This window comes from Robiginitalea sp., assembly GCF_982776155.1.
On record NZ_CEXZKX010000003.1, the window covers coordinates 139,451 to 159,464 of the forward strand.

The following is a 20,014-nucleotide window of genomic DNA, read 5'->3' on the forward strand; positions in this document are numbered from 1 at the left end:
TCGTTTGCTATTGCGGCCGGCTGTAAAGGCCCTGGCCGGTGTTCCGCAACGCAAGCTGTCCTCGACGTAGCGCTGCTACGCCTGCGGAAACTTCGCGGCGCGCGCCTTGGCCAGTCCCTTTTCGCTCGCCCTCATGGACGCATCCTTCCCGGGTTCCTGCCCTTCGGCAGATTAGAGTTCGTTTGCTATTGCGGCCGGCTGTAAAGGCCCTGGCCGGTGTTCCGCAACGCAAGTGCCCGCGACTTTACGCAGCATTACTACATTTCCGCCGCAGGGGAGACTGTAAACAGGTCGACGGGCTTCTCACGGCCCTTCAGGTCTTGGGTGCCCAGGGGGGCAACGGTATACCGGCCATCCAGGGGCAAATCGCCCAGCAATTCACCGGAAATCAGGACTTTTACCCCGTAGGAGTTGCACAGTGCTTGCATCCGGGCCGTGGTATTGAGCACATCGCCCGTAAAGAAAATTGCCTTTTTGAGCGCCCCGATTTCTCCGGTGGTTACCCGGCCCACGTGCAGGGCCGCCTTAAATTCCGGGACGATGCCAAAGGTGTCCATATACCACTGCGCATTTTTGTCAAGGGCTGCCTGCATGGCAAAGAAACACCGGATGCAGTTGGCCCCGCGAACCCCGTTGGCGTGGGTAAAGGATACGATCACCTCGTCCCCCACATACTGGTAGACTTCGCCGGAATGGCGCACGATTGCATCCGAAAAATCCGAGTAATAGGCCCGGAGGAATTCAAAGTACCGCGCGTGGCCGAGGGATTCCGCTACAGACGTGGAGGATTTCATATCCGAAAAAAGGAAAATTCGGTACTCCTCCCGGGGTTGGTGGTATTTACCGGTAAAAAAATTCATCAGCACCCCATGGCCGATGTTGTCGCTGATCTCCGAATAAAACAGACTCAGGAAAAGGCTGAAAGCGATGGCCACCATGGTACTGAGGAACTCCACGCTGCTCAGGAAGTTCCAGAATTTCTCCATGACGGCCTCGTTGAGTGGAGAGGCCCCCAATTCCAGGGCTGCCGCCAGGGGGTAGGCGATCAGGATGACCAACAGCATGAAACAACTGTAAAAGGCCAGTTTGTAGAGGAGTTTACGGGAAAAACTCCGGGAACGGAACCGGTTGCCTAACCAGAATACCTCCAGGATTCCAACCAGGAACCCGATTAGGGCCACTGCAAGACTTGCGAATGCAAAAACCGCCGGCGTCAGGGTGATGGTAGAATCGGGGTTCAGGTTTTCGCTCCGGGTGGCCGTTTCCTGGATAAAAAGCACAAACCAGCCCAGCACCAGCCAGATCACCCCAAAGGGCAGGACCCGCGAAATTTTACGCTTTGTGATTGGAGACAGCAGGATGGCCGGTTTGTTGTTGCGGGTAATTTACGCACTTCGGCCGGATTCCCATATCCACTGTTTTAAATGAAACACCCGGCCGGCCTGTAAGCGGCCCGCCGGGAGTTTCCCTACCACACCTTCCAACAAGCTTATTGCACCCAGGTATAGGCCTTGCGCCGGGCCTGTTTACGCACGGCCTCCAGGAGGGCCCCCTGCAGGCCTTCGGCCGAATCTGTCTGATGCTTCGCCAGATACGCTTTTCGCCGGGCGTCCGCCTGGCGGATCGCCTCCTGGATTTCTGCCCGTTCTTCCTGTTGCTTCTCCAGGTAATCCCGGAGCCCGTCGGTATCCAATTCCCGGAGGTGGCCGGGCAGCGATTTCCGGTTGAGTTCCTCCAGGTTGAGTTTGCGCGCTTGGTAGGCATCCACCAGGTCCCAGCTTTCATTCCGGTAAAACGACGAGCTCTTGGAGACGGCCCGTTCCACCATCACGGCTTCTTCCATTTCTGCTGCATTCGCATCCTGTTCGCCCTGGGTTTGTTTCCTGGTCGCCCCGAGTGCCCCATACGCAACGTATGTCTTGTTGAGCCGTTTGTTTAGCTGGATGATGCGGTCGTCATAGGGGGTTGCCACATGGACGATGGCCCGGTTGTGGTCGATGGCTGTATAATCCCCCTGTCCCAGTCGGGCCCCGTCGGCCCAGAGCGTGTTTACACCCAGCCGGTAGTCCCCGCAGAAGATCGTATTGACCACCACGTCCTTTTCGGCGGCATCCCGGATGACGGATTCATAGGGCGTTCGCCCCTGGTTGAAGGGTTCGTTCCCGGCGATAAAAATAAATTTCAGGTCGCGGGCATCCCGGCTCCACCGGAGCTGCTTTACAGCGCTCTGGATGACCTGCCCGCAGAATTCCTCCCCGCCGTTTGTCCGAAGGGAAAAGAGTTTCCCGGAAATTTCATCCAGATCGCTGCTGAACGGGAGGACCTGGCGGATAAAGCCCTCCCGGGGGGAAAGGCCGTCATTGCCGTATTCATACAGGGCAATTTCCAGGTCCGGGACCCGGTTTTCCCGGCAGCGCACATAACTGAATTCGTTGACCAGGTCCCAAAGGGTCGCCTTCGCCTGGTCGATCAACCCGTCCATGCTGTTGCTCGTATCGAGCAGCAGGGCAATCTGGACGCGCGTCCCGGGGTTTTTTTCCGGGGGGGCGGCCAGTATTTTGCCCCCCGGCAGGATGCCCCCCAGCAGCAGCAGCGCCAGGATGGATAGAAGCCGGAAGCGGAAACGGTTTTGGGTAGGTGTGAGGCGGGGCCTGTGGGTATCTCTCAGAGGCTGTTTCATAGCGGATTTGTTTTATTGATTTTCCGCACAAACTAGGGGCAACTTTTTAAACCTGCCAGCGGGAATGAGCCAGGCACGCCTTTTGATTAGGTAACGGGCCAGGCGTTTTAGCCAAGCCGCGAAATGGCGCTTCCTTCCGGGGATAAGGCGGGGAAACGCGTTTTACCAACTGGGGGAAATGGACTAAGTTTAACGTATTTAAGCCATGGGCCGGAACCTTTTCTTCGCGATTTGCCTGATGCTCGCCATGCCAGCGGCGGCGCAGCAGGACTCCCTGCGTCCCGCCCATAACGAGGTGCTGGAGGAGGCCGGTCAACCTGCGGGCCGCTCAACCGCCGGAGACCGGGACGCCTCAGGAGAAAACCTGGGCGCCCTGCACCGAAGCCTGCTGGATTCCGCCGAAGCTTACATGGCCGGGGATATTCGCAAAAGCCTTGATTTTGTTACCCGTTCCATCGAAATACTGGGAAACCGGAGCAACCGTCGGGAACTCGCACGGTCCCTGACGAAGCTCGGGGAGATTTACCAGTTCCACCGGCAATACGACCTGGCAGTCAACAGTTACCGGGAGTCGATTGAAACGGCCCCGTCCATGCGGACCACCCTGTTGCTGGGCAGGGCGTATGTCCTGGGAGGGGAATACCAGGCCGCCCTGGACCTGCTGGATCCGGAAAGGGGCCGGCCGGGGTGGACCCCGGACCAGTTGGCGGACCTGCACGAAATAATGGGCGATGCCCACAGGGGGCTCGACCGGGTGAACACGGCTGTATCCTTTTACGAGTACGCGCTGACGATTGCCGATAAAAACCAAATGGCCGCCCGGGTACCCGACCTGAACTCAAAAATTGCCGAAGCTTTTGACCAGGCCAACCGGACCCAGGAAGCCGAAGCCTACTACGGGAATTCCCTGCGGCAGGCCCGGGAGCAAAACCCGGCCCGCGCCTTGAGGGAAAGCGAAAAAGTGGCCGATTTCTACAGCAAGCGCAGCCGGTACCCCGAGGAGATTGCCCTGCGGAAGCAAAGCCTGGAGCAATTGCGCAACCTGCCGCCGGGCCGGGAGGCACCCGCACCGGATTCCATCACCCCCCAGGGCGTCAACTTCAAGATCGGCCAGGCGTATCTGGCCCAGGATAAACAGGAGGAAGCCATCCCCTTCCTGGCCCAGAGCATGGCAGAGGCGAGTTCCCGGGGCGACCTGGCTGTGGAAAAGGACGCTACCCGCAGGCTCTCCGAGGTGTACCGGAACCGGGGCGACTACAAACGGGCCCTGGAATTGTACCAGCAATATGTCGCCCTGGTGGACACCCTCTATACGCGCAAGGAACAGGAACTCGAGCAGGCGGCGCGGTTTAGCCGGGAAATGGCCAGCAGCCAAAGCCGGATCCGTACCCTGGAACAGGAGCGGGAGCTGTCTCAGAGCAAATACGACCTGGCCCTGGCAGAGCAACGCCTCACCGGGGAGGTCAATAAACGGCAGAAGTATATTATTTACTCGCTGGTCTTAGGCTTGCTGCTTACCGGCCTGGCCGCATTTTTCTACTACCGCAGCAACCGGCAAAAGGAGCTCGCCAACCACCTGCTGGCCCTGAAAGGCCTCCGGTCGCAGATGAACCCCCATTTTATTTTCAATGCCCTGAATTCGGTCAACAACTTTATCGCTCGCAATGACGAGCGGAGTGCCAATCGCTACCTGAGCGACTTTTCCCTGCTCATGCGGACCGTCCTGGAGCATTCGGAAAAGGATTTTATCCCCCTGAGCGAAGAGCTGGAACTGCTGGAGCTCTACCTGAAGCTCGAACACGACCGGTTTCCGGATAAGTTCGACTACCAAATTGAGGTGGCCCCGGAGGTGGATGTGGAAGCCTACCACATCCCGCCCATGCTCCTGCAGCCCTACCTGGAAAATGCGGTTTGGCACGGCCTCCGATACAAGGAGGAAAAGGGCTTTCTGAAGGTGGAGGTGCGACCGATCGGCCCCCGGACCATCAGCATTTCCATTTCCGACAACGGGGTGGGTCGCAAGCGCTCGGCCGCCCTGAAAACCAAAAACCAGCAGCGGCAAAAGTCCCGGGGAATGGGGAACATCCGCCGGCGAATCGAAATATTGAACCAGATGTACGGCGACCGGATTGCAGTCTCCGTATACGACCTGAACCCGGACGGCAGCGGGACGCGGGTGGTTCTCAACCTGAGAAGCAAATAATATGGAATTACGGGCCGTACTGATCGACGACGAGGCGCAGAGCCGCGAAATACTGCGGGCCTATCTGGGCAAATATTGTGAAAATGTGGAAGTGCTGGGCGAAGGCGCCAACATTGAGGCCGGCCTGGAGCTTATCCGCTCCAAAAAGCCGGACCTGGTTTTCCTGGATGTGGAGATGCCCTTTGGCAATGCTTTTGACCTGCTGGAACAACTCCCGGAACGCAGTTTTGAAACCGTCTTCGTAACCGCCTACCAGCAATACGCCATGGATGCGCTCAACAGTCACGCAGCCTATTACCTGATGAAGCCGATATCCATCGATGCCCTGGTGGCAGCTGTGGATTATGTGCGCGATATCAAAAGCCGGGAAGAACGCCTGGACAACCGGGTATTACAAGGGGTACAGGCGGTGTCCGGCAAGATTACCATCCCACAGCTCGACGGATTCCAGGTCCTGGAGGTTGCGGATATCCTGTATTGCCAGGCGGATGACAATTACACGGAAATCTATCTCAAAAGCGGAAAGATCCTGGTGAGCAAAACCCTGAAATATTTTGAGGAAACCCTCCGGGAACACGCGTTTGCCCGGGTGCATAAATCCTATTTGGTGAACGTGGCGGAAATTGTCCGTTACCGGAAGGGGAAGGGGGGGAGCGTGGTGCTGTCTTCCGGGAAAGAAGTAGCTGTGGCGCCCTCCCGAAAGAAACAATTGCTCAGTTTTTTTGAATAAGCGTAAATTCGGGCAGACCCCGGGTACAGATTTTCCCGGGATAAATCAACACTATGAGTCTTGTAAAACCTGTAAGGGGAAAGGCCCCCGTATTCGGGGCGGATTGCTTCCTGGCCGAGACGGCCGTGGTTGTTGGAGATGTGGAGATGGGAGACCGTTGCAGCGTCTGGTTCCACGCGGTGGTCCGCGGGGATGTGAATACCATCCGGATGGGCGACCAGGTAAACGTGCAGGATGGGGCCGTCATCCACTGCACCTTTGAAAAAGCAGCCACGCGCATCGGGAACAACGTATCCATTGGTCACAATGCGATTGTCCACGGATGTACCGTTCGGGATAATGTTCTCGTCGGTATGGGCAGTATCCTGATGGACCATTGCGATGTGGGGTCTTACAGTATCATAGCGGCCGGAGCCGTGGTCCCCCAGGGCACGGTGATCCCGGAGGGGTCCATCTACGCCGGGGTCCCGGCCCGGAAAATCGGGGAGGTTCGCCCGGAACTGCGCACCGGGGAGATCGAACGGATCGCAAAGGCTTATACCCGCTATTCCGGTTGGTTCCGGGAAGGAAGCCCGGAAGACTAGGGGTGGGTTCCCCGGGTTTTGTTATCTTGGACCTGCGGGCCGCCCTGTTAGGCCCTGCCAACCGTACTGCGTTATGAAATCCGAATCCGTTATCGCAAATACATCTTCCGTCCGGATCGTGCCGATTTCCGGGAGAAAAAACCTGGGCCCGGAAGAAGGGTACTATGCCGTTTGCTGGATTCAGGATGAAATCCCCAGCCTGCGCATCGGGGAATACCTCGAGGAATCGGTGGGAAATTCGCTGTTTTTCTTAAGCGATTCCACCCACTGGTGCCTGGACCCTGGCGCGGGAAATACCAACCCGGGATACGTACTCTATATCCCCTACCGGTTAATGAACGACCCGCGCATGAGCCGGCTCCATATCAACGAGGTCCGGCTGCTGGCCGGGAACGAGATTCCCCGGGTAAACCCGGCACCCGGCATTGCCCGCCGCATCTAGGATTTGCTGGAGATGCTCGACGAACTGGCCGGTTCGCACCTGAACCACCGGGACGAGGCCATCTTATCCCTGCTGAACACGTTTTTTATCTATCTGGACGGCCAGTGCAATGTGCGGTCGGTAGCGGCCGAAAGGAATTCCAAAAAAAACATCGTCCTTCGGTTCAAGAAACTGATTTACCAGCGTTTCGAAACCTGCCACGAAGTCCGGGATTACGCCGACCTGCTCAACATCAGCGATAAATACCTGAACGAATGCGTCAACGAAGTCCTCGGGGTAAATGCCAAGAGCCTGATTGACGAACAACGCATTATGCGCTCCCGCCATTTATTGAAATTCTCCGATAAAGCCATCAAGGAAATCTCCTATGAACTCGGTTTCTCCTCCCCGGATTATTTCGGCTTTTTCCTGAAAAAACACACCGGGATGACCCCTACGATGATCCGCAGGAGCTAATACTTCGGATATGCCGGGGGTTTTACCGCGATTTTCAAGGATTTGCCAGGCTTCCGCTGGGTAACTTGCCAAAAAGCAATCAAGATGAATCGCAAAAAATTTATGAAAACCGCCGGGGCGGGCCTGGGGATGGCCCTGGTTCCCGTAAGCGGAGTGGCGGCGCGTACCCGTGCCTTTATGGCCTCCGGCAACGAGCTGGAACCGAAACTGGTGCGGGATGCCGACGGAAACGTGCACAATGTTATCGGGGACATCCAAACCCACAAACTGGTTGGTGCCGATACCGGAGGCCAGATCACGGAATGGGTGGACAATGTCCCGCCCGGGGCTGGAATCCCGCCCCATATCCACACCCGGGAAGATGAGATTTTCCGGGTAGTCCAAGGGGAAGTCGAGATTATGGTAGACGGGGAGGTAAGCGTCCTGAAGGCGGGGGATATGGCCTTTGCCCCCCGGAATATCCCGCATGCCTGGAAAGTGGTGGGTACCGCGAAGGCCAAAATGATCACCAGTGCCTTCCCGTCCGGGATCGAAGACATGTTCTACGAGCTGGCCGCATTGCCGGAAGGCCCGCCCGACCTGGCGAAGGTGGCCGAAATCTGCGCGAAACAGGGGATACGCTTCGTCTGACGGCCTAGCGACCCTGGATGGCGCACGCTAAACCCGGCTTCGGCAGGCGCCTGCTATAACTGGCTCCGGCAGGAAAATTCCCGGCGGCCCGAAGTGGCGGGCCGGCAAAGCGGGGTATGAAAAATGCTTACATTTGTGGCAACTGAACAGCCAGTATTATGAAAGCATATGTATTTCCCGGGCAGGGCGCCCAGTTTTCCGGAATGGGTAAAGACCTTTACGACAAGTTCCCCCAGGCCCAGGTACTTTTTGAACAAGCCAATGATATACTCGGGTTTTCAATCACCGAGGTGATGTTCAACGGGTCGGCGGAGGACCTGAAGAAAACCGAGGTCACCCAACCTGCAATTTTCCTGCATTCCGTCATCCTCAGCCGCGTACTCGGGGATTCCTTTGCCCCCGACATGGTAGCCGGGCATTCCCTCGGGGAATTTTCTGCCCTGGTTGCCAATAACACGCTGTCTTTTGAAGAGGGGTTGAAACTGGTTTCCCAGCGCGCCCGGGCCATGCAGAAGGCCTGCGAGGCCCAGCAGAGTACGATGGCCGCGGTCCTCGGGCTGGAAGATGCAGTTGTAGAGGAGGTATGCGCCAGGGTGGACGGCACTGTGGTGGCAGCCAACTACAACTGCCCCGGACAGCTGGTGATTTCCGGCGAAGTCGCGGCTGTGGAGGCTGCCTGTGAGCAGCTCAAGGAAGCCGGGGCCCGCCGTGCCCTGATCCTGCCGGTGGGAGGTGCCTTCCACTCCCCCTTGATGGAGCCGGCACGGGAAGAGCTTGCACAAGCCATCACCAAGGCCAAATTCTCTGAACCTTCCTGTCCGATCTACCAGAATGTCACCGCGTCTGCGGTCACCGACATCGATGCCATCCGGCACAACCTGATTGCCCAGCTGACGGCCCCGGTACGGTGGACCCAGAGTGTACGGCAAATGGTGGCCGACGGGGCCACCGAATTTATTGAGGTAGGCCCGGGCAAGGTCCTGCAGGGCCTGGTCAAAAAGATCGAGTCCGGTGTTGCGGCTGAATCCGCCCAACTTCCGGGTTGAGGTCGTATTCAACCCGAAAATGGGTTATTTCGACCGCTAAATTGGGGGGGCACCCCTTTTTTTAGTAATATTGGTCCCCAACCTTAAAGCCCCTGCAGCCATGGGCTGTAGCCTGAACACCAGACGCTTAACGCAAGCGGACGCTATGAATATACGTCTTCCCGATATGTCCCCCGCCTTCCGGTTGCCTGGCAGGAACTTCCTGTGGGCGGCATTCATGTTATTTACAGGTGTCAGCGCCATTGGGCAGAACCTGTCCATCAGCGATGCGCAGGTGGTAGAAGGAAGTGGCGGTGGGACCAATCTGGTATTTACTGTTAACAACTCAGTTGCATTTACGAGTGTTACCTTTCAGTATGATACCTTCTCCGGTACTGCTATCGATGGTTCCGATTTCACCGGTGTCTCCGGGGGCACTGGCAGTATCGCATTTATCCCCAACAATACAACCATCAGTATTCCGATAACTCCGGATTTGGTTCCGGAACCTTCTGAAACCTTTACCGTTGTGATCAGTAACCCGAGTGCCGGAACCATCTCGGACGATACAGCCATTGGTACCATCCTGGACGACGACCAGGCCATCAGCATTTCCAACCTGTCCCAGGCCGAGGGCAATGCGGGCAATACCAGTTTTAGTTTTACGGTTAGTGTCGACGGCGGGGGTGCGGCATTTGAGGATATCGGATTTAGTTTTGATACTGCCGACGGTACGGCAACCGCGGGGAGCGGCGACTATACAGCGGTCAGCGGGGGCGGCGGGACGATTTTACAAGGCTCCAATAGCACCACCGTGACCGTTTCGGTCAACGGCGACACCACCCTGGAACCCGATGAAAATTTTACCGGCACCATCAGCAATGTCAGTAACGGGAGGACAGGGGCCACCCCGACTGCAACCGGGACCATACAGAACGACGATGCGGCCTCCGTGAGTATAGCCGATGCTTCGGAAGGAGAGAGTACGGGCCCATTGGAATTCACCGTGACCCTGGACAATGCCGTGCAGGGGGGTACGTCGGTCAATTACTCCTTTACGCCCGGGACGGCCTCGGGAGGCGGGGTGGATTACACCGGAAACCCGGGCACCCTGGATTTTGCCGGGACGGCCGGGGAAACGGAAACCATCAGCGTGCCGCTGAACAACGACGCCATTGTGGAGGCGGATGAGACCTTTACCGTTACCCTCTCAGGGCCCACCAACGGGGTAAGCCTCGGGACGCCTTCGTCGGCTACCGGGACTATTTTGGACGACGATACGGTGGTTGTAAATTTCTCCGCGCCTTCCTCTTCAGGAAACGAAAATACAGGGGCCAACCTGCCCACCCTCTTTGTAACCGGGACGGTGACCGCGACGACCACGGTTACGGTAACGGCCACGGGCGGCACGGCCAACGGCGGGGGAATCGATTACAACTTTTCCTCCCCCCAGGTGGTGAACATCCCCGCAGGGGTGTACGACGGGACAACGGCCACGGATATCCCGATCCCCACGCTTTCCATCGTCAACGACGCTACGCCGGAACCTTCGGAAACCATCGTCCTGGGCCTGAGTGCCCCCACCGGCGACGCCACCCTCGGGTCCACGACGTCCACTACCTATACGATCCTGAACGACGATAACCAGGAACTTCAAATTAACAATGTAAGCCAGGCCGAGGGGTCGGGCGGCGGCACCACGGCCTTTAATTTCTCCGTCTCCATTGTCGGTGGCGGAAACGCGCTGCAGGACCTGAGCTTCCGGGTGAATACCAGGGATGGTTCTGCAGATGAACCCTCCGATTACGCCCGGATCCAGAACCAGACGTTTACAATCCCGGCAGGACAGAACAGCGTTGTGGTTCCGGTAAGCGTGGTGGCAGATGACCAGGCGGAACCCGATGAAACGTTCGATGTGGAAATCGACCAGCCTTCGGCCGGGGCGGCTATTGGAGCAAACGACGTCGGAGTGGGGACCATCCAGAACGACGACCAGCAGGGGCTGGTAATCAACAATGTATCGAGGGATGAAGGAGATTCGGGCAATATCACTTTTACCTTCCAGGTGAGTATTTCCGGAGGCGGCAATGCGCTGCAGGACATCGACTTCAGTTATAGCACCCAGGACGGGACGGCCACCGTGGCCGACGGGGACTACCAGGGGCTGACCAATATCGGCGGGACGTTGCCCGCCGGCCAGTCGAGCGTGAATATCCCCGTAACGGTCCTTGGGGACGAGAAGGCCGAGCAGAACGAGACATTTACCGTGGTGCTCAGCAACCCCCAGGGCGGGTTTATCGCCCAGGGCACGGGAACCGGGACCATCCTGAATGACGATGTGAACCGCATCAGTATCGGGGACGTCACCCAGAATGAAGGGAATTCCGGGACCACAAATTTCATTTTTACCGTGACTGTTGACGACGGGGCCGTGGCCCTGCAGCAGATCGACTTTGAATACGACACGTTTCCGAGCGGGGCCAACCCGGCAACCCCTGGAGAAGACTATGTCAGCGTCAGCAACGGGAGCGGGAGCATCGCCGCAGGCGAAACCAGCACGACCATCAGCGTCACGGTCAACGGGGATACGGATCTGGAACCGGCGGAGACGTTTTCGGTAGAGATCAACAATATCGACAATGCGGAGCCGGGGGACGTTACGGGGGTAGGGACCATCCAGAACGACGACCAGTGCGATGCGGGCGATGTGGCCCCTGAACCAGCCTCCGACGAGGATACCACCTTCTGTACGGGGGATATCATCCCGCCCCTGACCGATTTTGTCGTCAGCAACCCACCGACGAACACGGTGCTGACCTTCAGCCAGAACCCGGATCCGCTCGTGGTTTCCAACCACCTGAACCAACAGCAAATCGACAACCCGGTAGCCGGGACCTATTACGCTTTTTATTACGACTCGGCCAACAATTGCGCCAGTCCGTTATTCACCATCACCATCGTGAGGAATTCCACCCCGGTAATCGACAGTTTTTCCGGGGATGAGCGATGCGGGCCGGGCACGGTAACCCTTACTGCCGCGGGCAGCATCCCGGGAGGCTCCGGGAACAACCCGGACCTGAACTGGTACGATGCCCCCGCCGGCGGCACCCTGGTCTTTACCGGCCCGAACTTCACACCGAGCCTCTCCGAGACCACGACGTTCTATGTGGAGGCCTTTGCCAATGGTTGCAGTTCACCCCGGGAAGAAGTCACTGCCCTGGTTTCCCCCCTGGTAACCACGGGGACGGCCACGAACGGGTCGGCCTGTAGCGTCGCGGAATTTGGCCCTACCATCCGGGACCTGGACGATCGGCTAACCGGTGCGGACCCGGGGAACTGGACAGTGGAAACCGATCCATCCGGGGGACAGCTGTCCATCGAACCCGGTAACCTGGTGGATTTTGAAGGCCTGCCGGTTGGCACCTATTCCTTCCGCTATACCACGAATGTCGCCGAAGCACCCTGTACGGAGGAAACCGTGGTGATTGACATCGTGGTAACCACCTGCGACGTGGATACGGACGGGGACGGCTTGCTGGACGGCGTGGAGGCCGATCTGGGGACGGACCCCAACGAGACGGATACCGACAATGACGGGATCGGGGACGGGACCGAGGTAGGCCCGGATACGGACAACCCGCTCGACGAGGACGGGGACGGAATTATCGATGCCCTGGATTCCAATACGGCCGATGCCGATCAGGACGGGGTGAATGACCAGCAGGACCCGGCCAATAACAATCCCTGTATCCCGAATGCGGATGCCGGGAATTGCGACGTGGACCTGTCTGTGTCCAAGACGGTCAATAATCCCCAGGCCGTGATTGGCCAGGATGTCACCTTTACGATTACCCTCAGCAACCTGAGCGTTATCGAGGTGGAGGATATCCAGGTGGGCGATTTGCTGGAAACCGGGTTCCAGTTTGTGGAATCCACAGCCAGTGCCGGAGCCTACGATCCGCAAACGGGAATCTGGACCGTAGACCTGATCGCCGCGGAGTCCGTTGAGACCCTTGAAATAACCGCAACCGTCCAACCCGCCGGGGACTACACAAATACCGCGGAGTTGCTGGCCTCCACCCCATTTGACGGCAACCCGGATAACGATACGAGTACGGTAACTGTGGAGATTGTGCTTCCGGAGGATGCGGATTTATCCTTGCAGAAATCCGCGCAGATTACGCCGAATGGCGTTTTCAGCGGCGAACGCATTGCCCCGGTGGTGGATGACCGCATCCGGTTTGTCATCATCGTTACGAATAACTCGGAGGACCCGGTGGCGGACATCCTCGTGGAAGATATTTTACCCGAACAGGCGGATACGGGCTTTGAGGTGCTTACCCCCATACCGACCCAGGGAAGTTTCAACCGGGATACCGGGATTTGGAATATTGGCACGCTGAGCCCGGGGGCCACCGCCGAATTGAGCATCCCGGGGTATGTCCGGCTGGCCACGCAGTTTACGAATACGGCCCGGATCCTCAGCCCGGCGGCCGACGCAGACGATTCGAACAATGCCGATGACGTCCTGGTGGTGGTGAGCGAAAGGAATGAAGGAACGCCCCTTTTCAACCAGTTCTCGCCAAACGGGGACGGGACCAACGACTTTTTGACCATCCAGCTCAACCGGGACAGCGAAGATCCGGGCGTGACGCAGACCATCAGCGCGTATTCCATCCAGATATTCAACCGGTACGGACAATTCGTCCACGAGGCGATAAACCAGACGTCCCCGGTGATCTGGGATGGGAACCACAAAAATCAGCAGGCCCCGGAAGGCACGTATTTCTATATTCTAACCTATACCTATACCACTTCGATCAACCCGGAACCGGTTCAGGTAACCCAAAAGGGCTGGATCCAACTGATTCGATAATATGCAGAAGCAACCTACCCGATCCATCTGGAATACCTGTCGCGTCCTCGGCGCGCTTGTGCTGTTGCTGGCAGGGGCATCCGTTGCCCACGCGCAGCGGGAGCCGCTCTACACCCAATATATGTACAATATCGGGAGCTTTAACCCCGCCTATGTGGGCAGTGTGGAGCGCCCGGACCTGTCCCTGCTCTACCGCGCCCAGTGGATCGATATCCCGGGGGCGCCCCGCACCATCCGCTTTGGTGCCAATGTGCCGCTGGGGAACCGGAAGCACGGGCTGGGCTTCAATGCGGTGAATGACCAGTTGGGCCCCACCTCCCAGACCTTTGTGGATTTTTCCTATTCGTTCCAGGTGCAATTTACCTACGACGTATACCTTGCCTTTGGCCTGGATGCCGGGGGGACGTTCCTCAATACGGATTTCAGCAAGGGGACTTTCGAGAACCCCGGGGAACCCATCCTGGACCAGCAAAACATCAACGAATTCTATCCGACCATCGGGGCGGGGCTGTTCCTCTACCAGGATTTCTGGTATGTGGGGGTGTCCGTGCCCAATTTCCTGACCGATGCGCTTTACAGCAACGAGGTGGCGCAGATTGTTTCGGACCAGTTGCAGTTCAACTTTATCGGCGGCTATGTCTTTGAATTCTCGGACAACCTTAAATTCAAGCCGGCATTCCTGGTGAATTACATGGCCGGCGCGCCGGTAACAGCCAATGTTTCGGCAAATTTCCTCATCAGCGATGTGGTTACGGCCGGGGCGGCTTACCGCTTTGACAATGCGGTGAGCGGCCTGGCGGGTTTCCAGATTTCCGACAATGTGTTTATGGGATACGGCTACGACTACAATACGAACGGGCTGGGCGGTTACAACAGCGGCACCCACGAAATCATCGTAAAATTTTATCTTGGAAGCGGAGGCGGTTCGGACCGCGACCCGGACTCCGGAAAAAGCAAGAAAAAGGGCAAGCAAATCGACAGCCCGAGGTTTTTCTAAATGCCTGACATGAAATTGAAGCCATACATAGCGATTTTTATGACCCTCTGGGCGGTATGCGGTATGTCGCAAAAAGCTTCCCGGGGCGACCAGGCGTTTTTTGAGTACGATTACAAAACGGCCATAGCCGAATACCTGGAAGAGAAGCGGAAATCCCATCTGTCCCCTCAGCAGGCACTCAACCTGGCGGAAGCGTATTTCCGCGAACGCCAGTACAAGCAGGCGGCAGACCAGTATGTGCGGATTTACCGGGAGGACAGCGTGATGACCAACCATCACTTTAACAAGATGTTGCAGGCCCTGTCCAAGAGCTCGGAAAAAGAACGGGTACAGGCGTTCCTCAGTACGCGTAGCTCCCAATTATCAGACGAGTTGCTGGAAAACGCTTCCTTCAACGACGAATTGCTGGAGGATACTGCTACCGGCGAGACGGCCTATACGATCTTTCCGGCCAACGGGAATTCCCCCCAGGCGGATTTTTCCCCGGCCTTTTATGGCAAGGACCGGCTCCTGTTCAGTTCGTCCCGTCCCCAGGATAGCAAGGACACCTATATTCCAACCGGCGAGGCGTTTACGGACATTTACGTAGCAGCGCTGCAATCCGGCGGACAACTCGGGAACCCCAACCCCCTGAATTCCCTTCCCCCCCTTAAATACCACGAGGCCACGCCCTATTACAGCGAATCGCTCCAGGGGGTGTTTTACGTGCGCTCGAATTCGGAGGATGGCGCCCTGACCTATAACCCAAAGGGCAAGAATTCCCTGGCACTCGTGCTCAGCAAGCGCAACGGGCAGCTGCAGACCCTGCTCCGGGATCCGGGCATCTCCTTTTATTACCCGTTTTACGAGGAAGCGACCGGCCGGTTGTACTTTGCGGCCGAATTCCAGCAGGGGTACGGGGGAACGGACCTCTATTACGTGGTCACCAACCAGGGGCTTATCATGTCCGCCCCGGTAAACCTGGGGCCGCGTATCAATACGCCCGGAAATGAAATTGCGCCTTTTCTGGTAGACGGCAGCCTGTTTTTTTCCTCAGACGTCTTCTACGGGCTCGGGGGAATGGATATTTACAAGGCGGAGATCCAGGGGGACGGCACCTATAGCATCCCGGCCAACCTGGGCCCGGCGATCAATACGGAACAGGACGAATTTGGTTTTATTCTCCGCAAATCGGCCGGGGGCGGGTTTGAAGGATACTTTGCCTCCAACCGTCCCGGGGGACGCGGCAGCGACGATATTTACGGGTTTACCACCACTCAAAAACCCGGTTTAAAAACCCTCGTGGTAAGCGGGCAGGTGGTAAGTTCTGAAGATGCCGGGGTGCAGCAGGCGCGCGTCCGGTTGCTCGATGAGGCAGACCGCGTGGTCCGGGAAACCTATACCCGGCAGGATGGCGCATTTCGCATTGAAATCCCCTGGCAGGAGAATATGCGCCTGAGTATTGACAAGCCCCGGTATACCTCGGCTGCCCTGGGCGGTCCCGGGCAGGATTCCATCATTAGCGGCGTGCCGGCGCGCATTGCGCTGAGGTCCGTGGATGAAGTCGTCCGCTCCGTTCGCGAGCGGCAGGAGCTGAAAGCGGAGAAGTTTTATTTTGGCAGGGGGAGCAGCCGTCTTACGGATGAAATTCGGACAGCGCTCCAGGAGCCGCTGCAAGCCCTCAGGGATTTCCCGGGGCTCCACATCCGGATCGAAGCCCACACAGATAGCAGGGGAAGCGAGCAGGCCAACCTGAGCCTATCCCATCAGCGCGCGGAGGCCATCCGGGATTACCTGGTGGAAAACGGCATTGATGCGGAGCGTATCGAGGGGATTGAAGGCTTTGGGGAATCCCAGCTGCAAAACCACTGTGAGGACGGGGTCTACTGCCTGGAAATCCTGCACCGCCAAAACGAGCGCTACCCGCTCGTGGTTACCAATTACGAAAGCCTCTGAATCAGCGTTCGAGCTGGCAATCCGTACACGCCTTTACCTCCCCGTAATAGGTCTGGCGATATTTGTGCAGCGTACGGAACGGGATGCCGAATATGTGTTTGCGGATATAGGTGACTTTGGTGTCGAGGCGACCCATCCGGGGGGTGAATCGCAATTCGTTGCGCGTTTTGCGGGCAACGCTGAAGAGTTTCATAGGATTGGTGTTTTCAGATGCAAATATCGGCAAATCAGGCATTCATGTCAAATCCGTTCGTCGAATACGCCCGGATCCCCCATGGTAAAAGGGCTTAGAGAGGAAGGATTCCAGGCCTGATGCGTAGCTGTTCCTCCAGATGAGCACCCTGCGACAAACAGGGTAAAACTAAAGGAGCAGCCAGCAATAATAGGCGGCAAAAAGACTCAGGAATAGGATGCCCGCATAGGTGAGGACCCGGAGCACCCTCCCGGGTTTGGCTGTGGCCGGCATATCGCCTCCGGTCACATTTTTCAAGTTCATATACCCTACCAACGGGGCCATCACAAAGGAGATAAACGTGGCCAGGGCCACCAGGTTCCCCATATTGGCGCCAAATGCCGTCAGTACCAGGAAATTTACCCCGGTAAGCACCAAAATAGCCATGGCGTAGTGCCATCTTTTCCCAAACTGCCTGCGCTTGGGCCGGAGGTACTCCAGCACGTCGATGCTGACGCGCGCAATCGCATCGTGGGCGGTCATGCAGGTGCTGAACATGGTGGCAAAGGCGGAAACGGCGATAAAGATATACGCCCAGTCCCCGATATGCGTGGTAAAGAGCTGCACCACCTGATCTGCAAAAACCACGGCGTTCCCGCTGAGTTCCGTACCCGTACCGTAGAGCGTCCGGTGGCCGATGACCAGGAAAAATACGGCCAGCAGGGCGGTGGTGACATACCCGGTATTGAATTCCTGCAAGGCGTCCTTCAGACTCGGCTTCCCGTGTTTCCCCTTGTACTTTTCAAGGCTCCAGAGGCTGATCCAGCTGCTGGCCTCTACCGCCGTGGGCATCCACCCGATCAGGCTGATCAGAAAGAGGACCCCGACGCTGTCCATCAGCGGGGGACGCCGGAATCCTTCCACGGCTTCCACGGGCGCTTTGTATAGCACCATCACCGTGGTTACCAGCAAGGCGGCAAAGAGGATGGTCACCACGAATTTCAAGGTGGTCTCCAGCAGGCTGTAGCGGCCGATAATCAGGGCTGCGCTGATAAAGGCAAAAAGCCCGAGGGCAATCAGGGAGACGGATACCCCAGATATCCCGAACAGGTTGGCCAGCAACCCGGCGGTAACCACGTAGAGTGCGGCGAGGATCGTAAAGGTGGTTACCAGGGTGATAAACGCATAGAGCCACATCCAGCCGCGGCCCAGGCGGGAATAACCCTCCACCAGGCTGCGGCCCGTCACGTTTGTGTACCGGATACCGTATTCGAAGAAGGGATATTTCAGCAAATTGGCCAGGAGGATCGGGATGACCATCAACCAGCCGTAGGTGGCGCCTGCCTTGGTGGACAGGACCAGGTGGGAGGTGCCGATGGCCATGCTGGCAAAAAGCAGGCCGGGCCCCAGGTTTTTCAGCAGCGTTCGGAATCGGGACATGGTTTGTGTTTATAGCGTATTCATACGCCTTCGTCGGTTGGCCCTAATGTACGAATTCGGCTCGTTTTGCCATGGGCTGGTTATTCAATGTCTATCCGGTTTCCGTAAAACCGGGGCTGCGTATTGAAGAGCAGGTCCAGGAACACCTTGACGCGGGCAAAGTATTCGCGCACCTGTAATTTGGTTCCGGCTCCGCCTGCAACTCCGCGGGCATTAAACCCCCGGGCGTACAGGCCCTTTTTTCCGGCGATATAGAGCGCCCGTTCGTTGTGGAATTCCTGTGAGATGACCGTCACCGTGTCCAGCCCAAAGACGATCTTGGCCCGTACCATGGAGTCCAGGGTCCGGAATCCCGCGTAGTCCAGGAAAATCCGTTCTGCCGGGATCCCGCCGGCCACCAGGTCCTTCTTGATGGTGTCCGGTTCGTTGTAATAGATGGTCCCGTTGTCCCCGCTTACGAGCACATAAGATATTTTACCTGCGCGGTACAGGGCCAGGGTCGCTGCGATCCGGTTTTCATAAAAGGGGTTCATGCCCCCTTCGGCCCGGTGGCGTGCCGTGCCGAGTACCAGGCCCACCCGGGAGTAGGGAATGGCATCGGGGTCCGAGTAGAGGCGGTCGGCGGTCGCCACCTCGATAACGGCATTGCAGACCACAATCAGCACCAGGGGTGCCAACAGGACGGGCAGAAGGCGCCGGAGCCATTTCTTTATAATACCGGGCATTGGGTTAGCTGCAACGTTTCGGTTTTACTTTCAGTTCGGTGGGGATAAAGGTACGTATTCAAAGAGTATGTAATGTTTGGCCAAACAGGACGACCAAACCCCCGAACCGATTTCTAATCTGCAAAACTGTACCTTCACCTGATGAAACCATTCGCACTAATTGCCATTTCCTTGATCCTGCTCACTTCCTGCGGGGAACAGTCTAAAAACAATACCGCCGCATCGGATGCTGCCCAGGGGGCCGACGCAGGCACCCAGGCGCAAATACCAAAGGGGGAGGGCGGCCCAACCGAAAACCGGTATCCGGAAGCCCTGAGCCGCGTCCTGGAAGCCCATGGCGGACTCGACGCCTGGAAGGCCCAACGCACCCTGACCTATGTGATGCCGAAAGAAACCCTGTCGGAAACCCATACCATCGACCTGAAGACCCGGGAGGACCGCATCGACACGGACGACTATTCCATGGGCTTTGACGGGGGACGCACCTGGATCCTGGATCCGGATGGCACCTATGAGGGCAATCCGGAGTTCTATCATAACCTGATGTTCTATTTCTACGCCATGCCCTTTGTTCTGGCCGACCCCGGGATCCATTACGGCTCCACCCCGGACCTGGAATTCGAGGGGAAGGCTTACCCGGGCATCCGGATCAGCTACGGGGAAGGTGTGGGGATTACCCCGGAGGACGAATACTATTTGCACTACGACCCGGACACCGGGCAAATGGCCTGGCTGGGGTATACGGTGACGTACCGGACCGGGGAGCCTTCGGACAATGTCAAGTGGATCCGCTACGACAACTGGCAACCGGTAGAGGGAGTACTCTTGCCCGCTTCGATTTCCTGGTACGAATACCAGGGGCGCCAGATCGGGGATCGGCGGAATACCGTGCCCTTTGAGCAAGTTGCCCTGGAGGAAACAGCCCGCCCGGAAGGGTACTATGAGAAGCCCGAAGGGGCGGAGTTTTTTAAAAAGGAGGAATAGGATAGCTGACGGACAGAACCGGTGGGACAACGCCCGTTTCTCCGTATTGGCATACCGTTCAGGGGCATGCAGAAATATTATTTGCATTCCTGCCTTTTTCAATCTACATTCTCGGGGAAATAACCTAAAATCCTG

General features: G+C 57.4%; 16 protein-coding genes. 11 read left to right on the plus strand and 5 right to left on the minus strand.

All coding sequences use genetic code 11. From position 1 onward, the window contains the following. Positions 1–257: 257 nt before the first annotated feature. Positions 258–1,307 carry an adenylate/guanylate cyclase domain-containing protein gene (locus tag AC3DKS_RS06390; RefSeq protein WP_012813618.1) on the minus strand — a complete coding sequence of 350 codons (1,050 nt, stop codon included), beginning with the start codon at positions 1,305–1,307 and terminating at the stop codon, positions 258–260. A gap of 182 nt (positions 1,308–1,489) precedes the next feature. Continuing rightward, the gene (locus AC3DKS_RS06395; protein WP_272607584.1) at positions 1,490–2,680 is read right to left on the minus strand and encodes a vWA domain-containing protein; all 1,191 of its coding nucleotides are present in this window, start codon (positions 2,678–2,680) and stop codon (positions 1,490–1,492) included. 205 nt (positions 2,681–2,885) lie between these two features. Here AC3DKS_RS06395 and AC3DKS_RS06400 point away from each other — a divergent pair, with 205 nt between their 5' ends. From AC3DKS_RS06400 to AC3DKS_RS06445, 10 genes are all read left to right on the plus strand, one after another. Next, positions 2,886–4,883, plus strand: coding sequence for a tetratricopeptide repeat-containing sensor histidine kinase (locus AC3DKS_RS06400; protein WP_272607583.1), 1,998 nt, complete (start codon positions 2,886–2,888; stop codon positions 4,881–4,883). Position 4,884: 1 nt separating this feature from the next. Continuing rightward, the gene (locus tag AC3DKS_RS06405) at positions 4,885–5,613 is read left to right on the plus strand and encodes a LytR/AlgR family response regulator transcription factor (RefSeq protein ID WP_012813615.1); all 729 of its coding nucleotides are present in this window, start codon (positions 4,885–4,887) and stop codon (positions 5,611–5,613) included. Positions 5,614–5,666: 53 nt separating this feature from the next. After that, entirely contained in the window at positions 5,667–6,197 is a 531-nt protein-coding gene (locus AC3DKS_RS06410) for a gamma carbonic anhydrase family protein (protein ID WP_272607581.1), read from the plus strand. Positions 6,198–6,270: 73 nt separating this feature from the next. Then, positions 6,271–6,639, plus strand: a complete 369-nt coding sequence (locus tag AC3DKS_RS06415) for a hypothetical protein (protein WP_272607580.1) — start codon at positions 6,271–6,273, stop codon at positions 6,637–6,639. A gap of 12 nt (positions 6,640–6,651) precedes the next feature. Further along, the gene (locus AC3DKS_RS06420) at positions 6,652–7,095 is read left to right on the plus strand and encodes a helix-turn-helix domain-containing protein (RefSeq protein ID WP_272607579.1); all 444 of its coding nucleotides are present in this window, start codon (positions 6,652–6,654) and stop codon (positions 7,093–7,095) included. An 84-nt stretch (positions 7,096–7,179) separates the two neighbouring features. Next, complete coding sequence (locus AC3DKS_RS06425; protein ID WP_012813612.1) at positions 7,180–7,725, plus strand: cupin domain-containing protein; 546 nt, start codon at positions 7,180–7,182, stop codon at positions 7,723–7,725. A gap of 158 nt (positions 7,726–7,883) precedes the next feature. Next, positions 7,884–8,771, plus strand: coding sequence for an ACP S-malonyltransferase (gene fabD / locus AC3DKS_RS06430; RefSeq protein WP_012813611.1), 888 nt, complete (start codon positions 7,884–7,886; stop codon positions 8,769–8,771). Between the two features lie 145 nt (positions 8,772–8,916). Continuing rightward, positions 8,917–13,626 carry a Calx-beta domain-containing protein gene (locus AC3DKS_RS06435; protein ID WP_272607578.1) on the plus strand — a complete coding sequence of 1,570 codons (4,710 nt, stop codon included), beginning with the start codon at positions 8,917–8,919 and terminating at the stop codon, positions 13,624–13,626. 1 nt (position 13,627) lies between these two features. Beyond that, positions 13,628–14,623 carry a PorP/SprF family type IX secretion system membrane protein gene (locus AC3DKS_RS06440; RefSeq protein WP_012813609.1) on the plus strand — a complete coding sequence of 332 codons (996 nt, stop codon included), beginning with the start codon at positions 13,628–13,630 and terminating at the stop codon, positions 14,621–14,623. A gap of 9 nt (positions 14,624–14,632) precedes the next feature. Further along, a complete protein-coding gene (locus AC3DKS_RS06445) occupies positions 14,633–16,558 on the plus strand; it encodes an OmpA family protein (RefSeq protein WP_272607577.1) in 1,926 nt (641 codons plus the stop codon). A gap of 1 nt (position 16,559) precedes the next feature. On the opposite strand, the gene AC3DKS_RS06450 is transcribed toward AC3DKS_RS06445, so the two are convergent. The 3 genes from AC3DKS_RS06450 to AC3DKS_RS06460 form a co-directional block, all read right to left on the minus strand. Further along, on the minus strand, positions 16,560–16,751 hold the full coding sequence (locus tag AC3DKS_RS06450; protein ID WP_012813607.1) for a hypothetical protein: 192 nt from the start codon (positions 16,749–16,751) through the stop codon (positions 16,560–16,562). 168 nt (positions 16,752–16,919) lie between these two features. After that, complete coding sequence (locus AC3DKS_RS06455; RefSeq protein WP_272607576.1) at positions 16,920–18,170, minus strand: NRAMP family divalent metal transporter; 1,251 nt, start codon at positions 18,168–18,170, stop codon at positions 16,920–16,922. Between the two features lie 80 nt (positions 18,171–18,250). Further along, positions 18,251–18,895 carry a SanA/YdcF family protein gene (locus AC3DKS_RS06460; protein WP_272607575.1) on the minus strand — a complete coding sequence of 215 codons (645 nt, stop codon included), beginning with the start codon at positions 18,893–18,895 and terminating at the stop codon, positions 18,251–18,253. A 141-nt stretch (positions 18,896–19,036) separates the two neighbouring features. Here AC3DKS_RS06460 and AC3DKS_RS06465 point away from each other — a divergent pair, with 141 nt between their 5' ends. Further along, a complete protein-coding gene (locus AC3DKS_RS06465) occupies positions 19,037–19,879 on the plus strand; it encodes a DUF6503 family protein (RefSeq protein ID WP_272607574.1) in 843 nt (280 codons plus the stop codon). Positions 19,880–20,014: the final 135 nt, after the last annotated feature.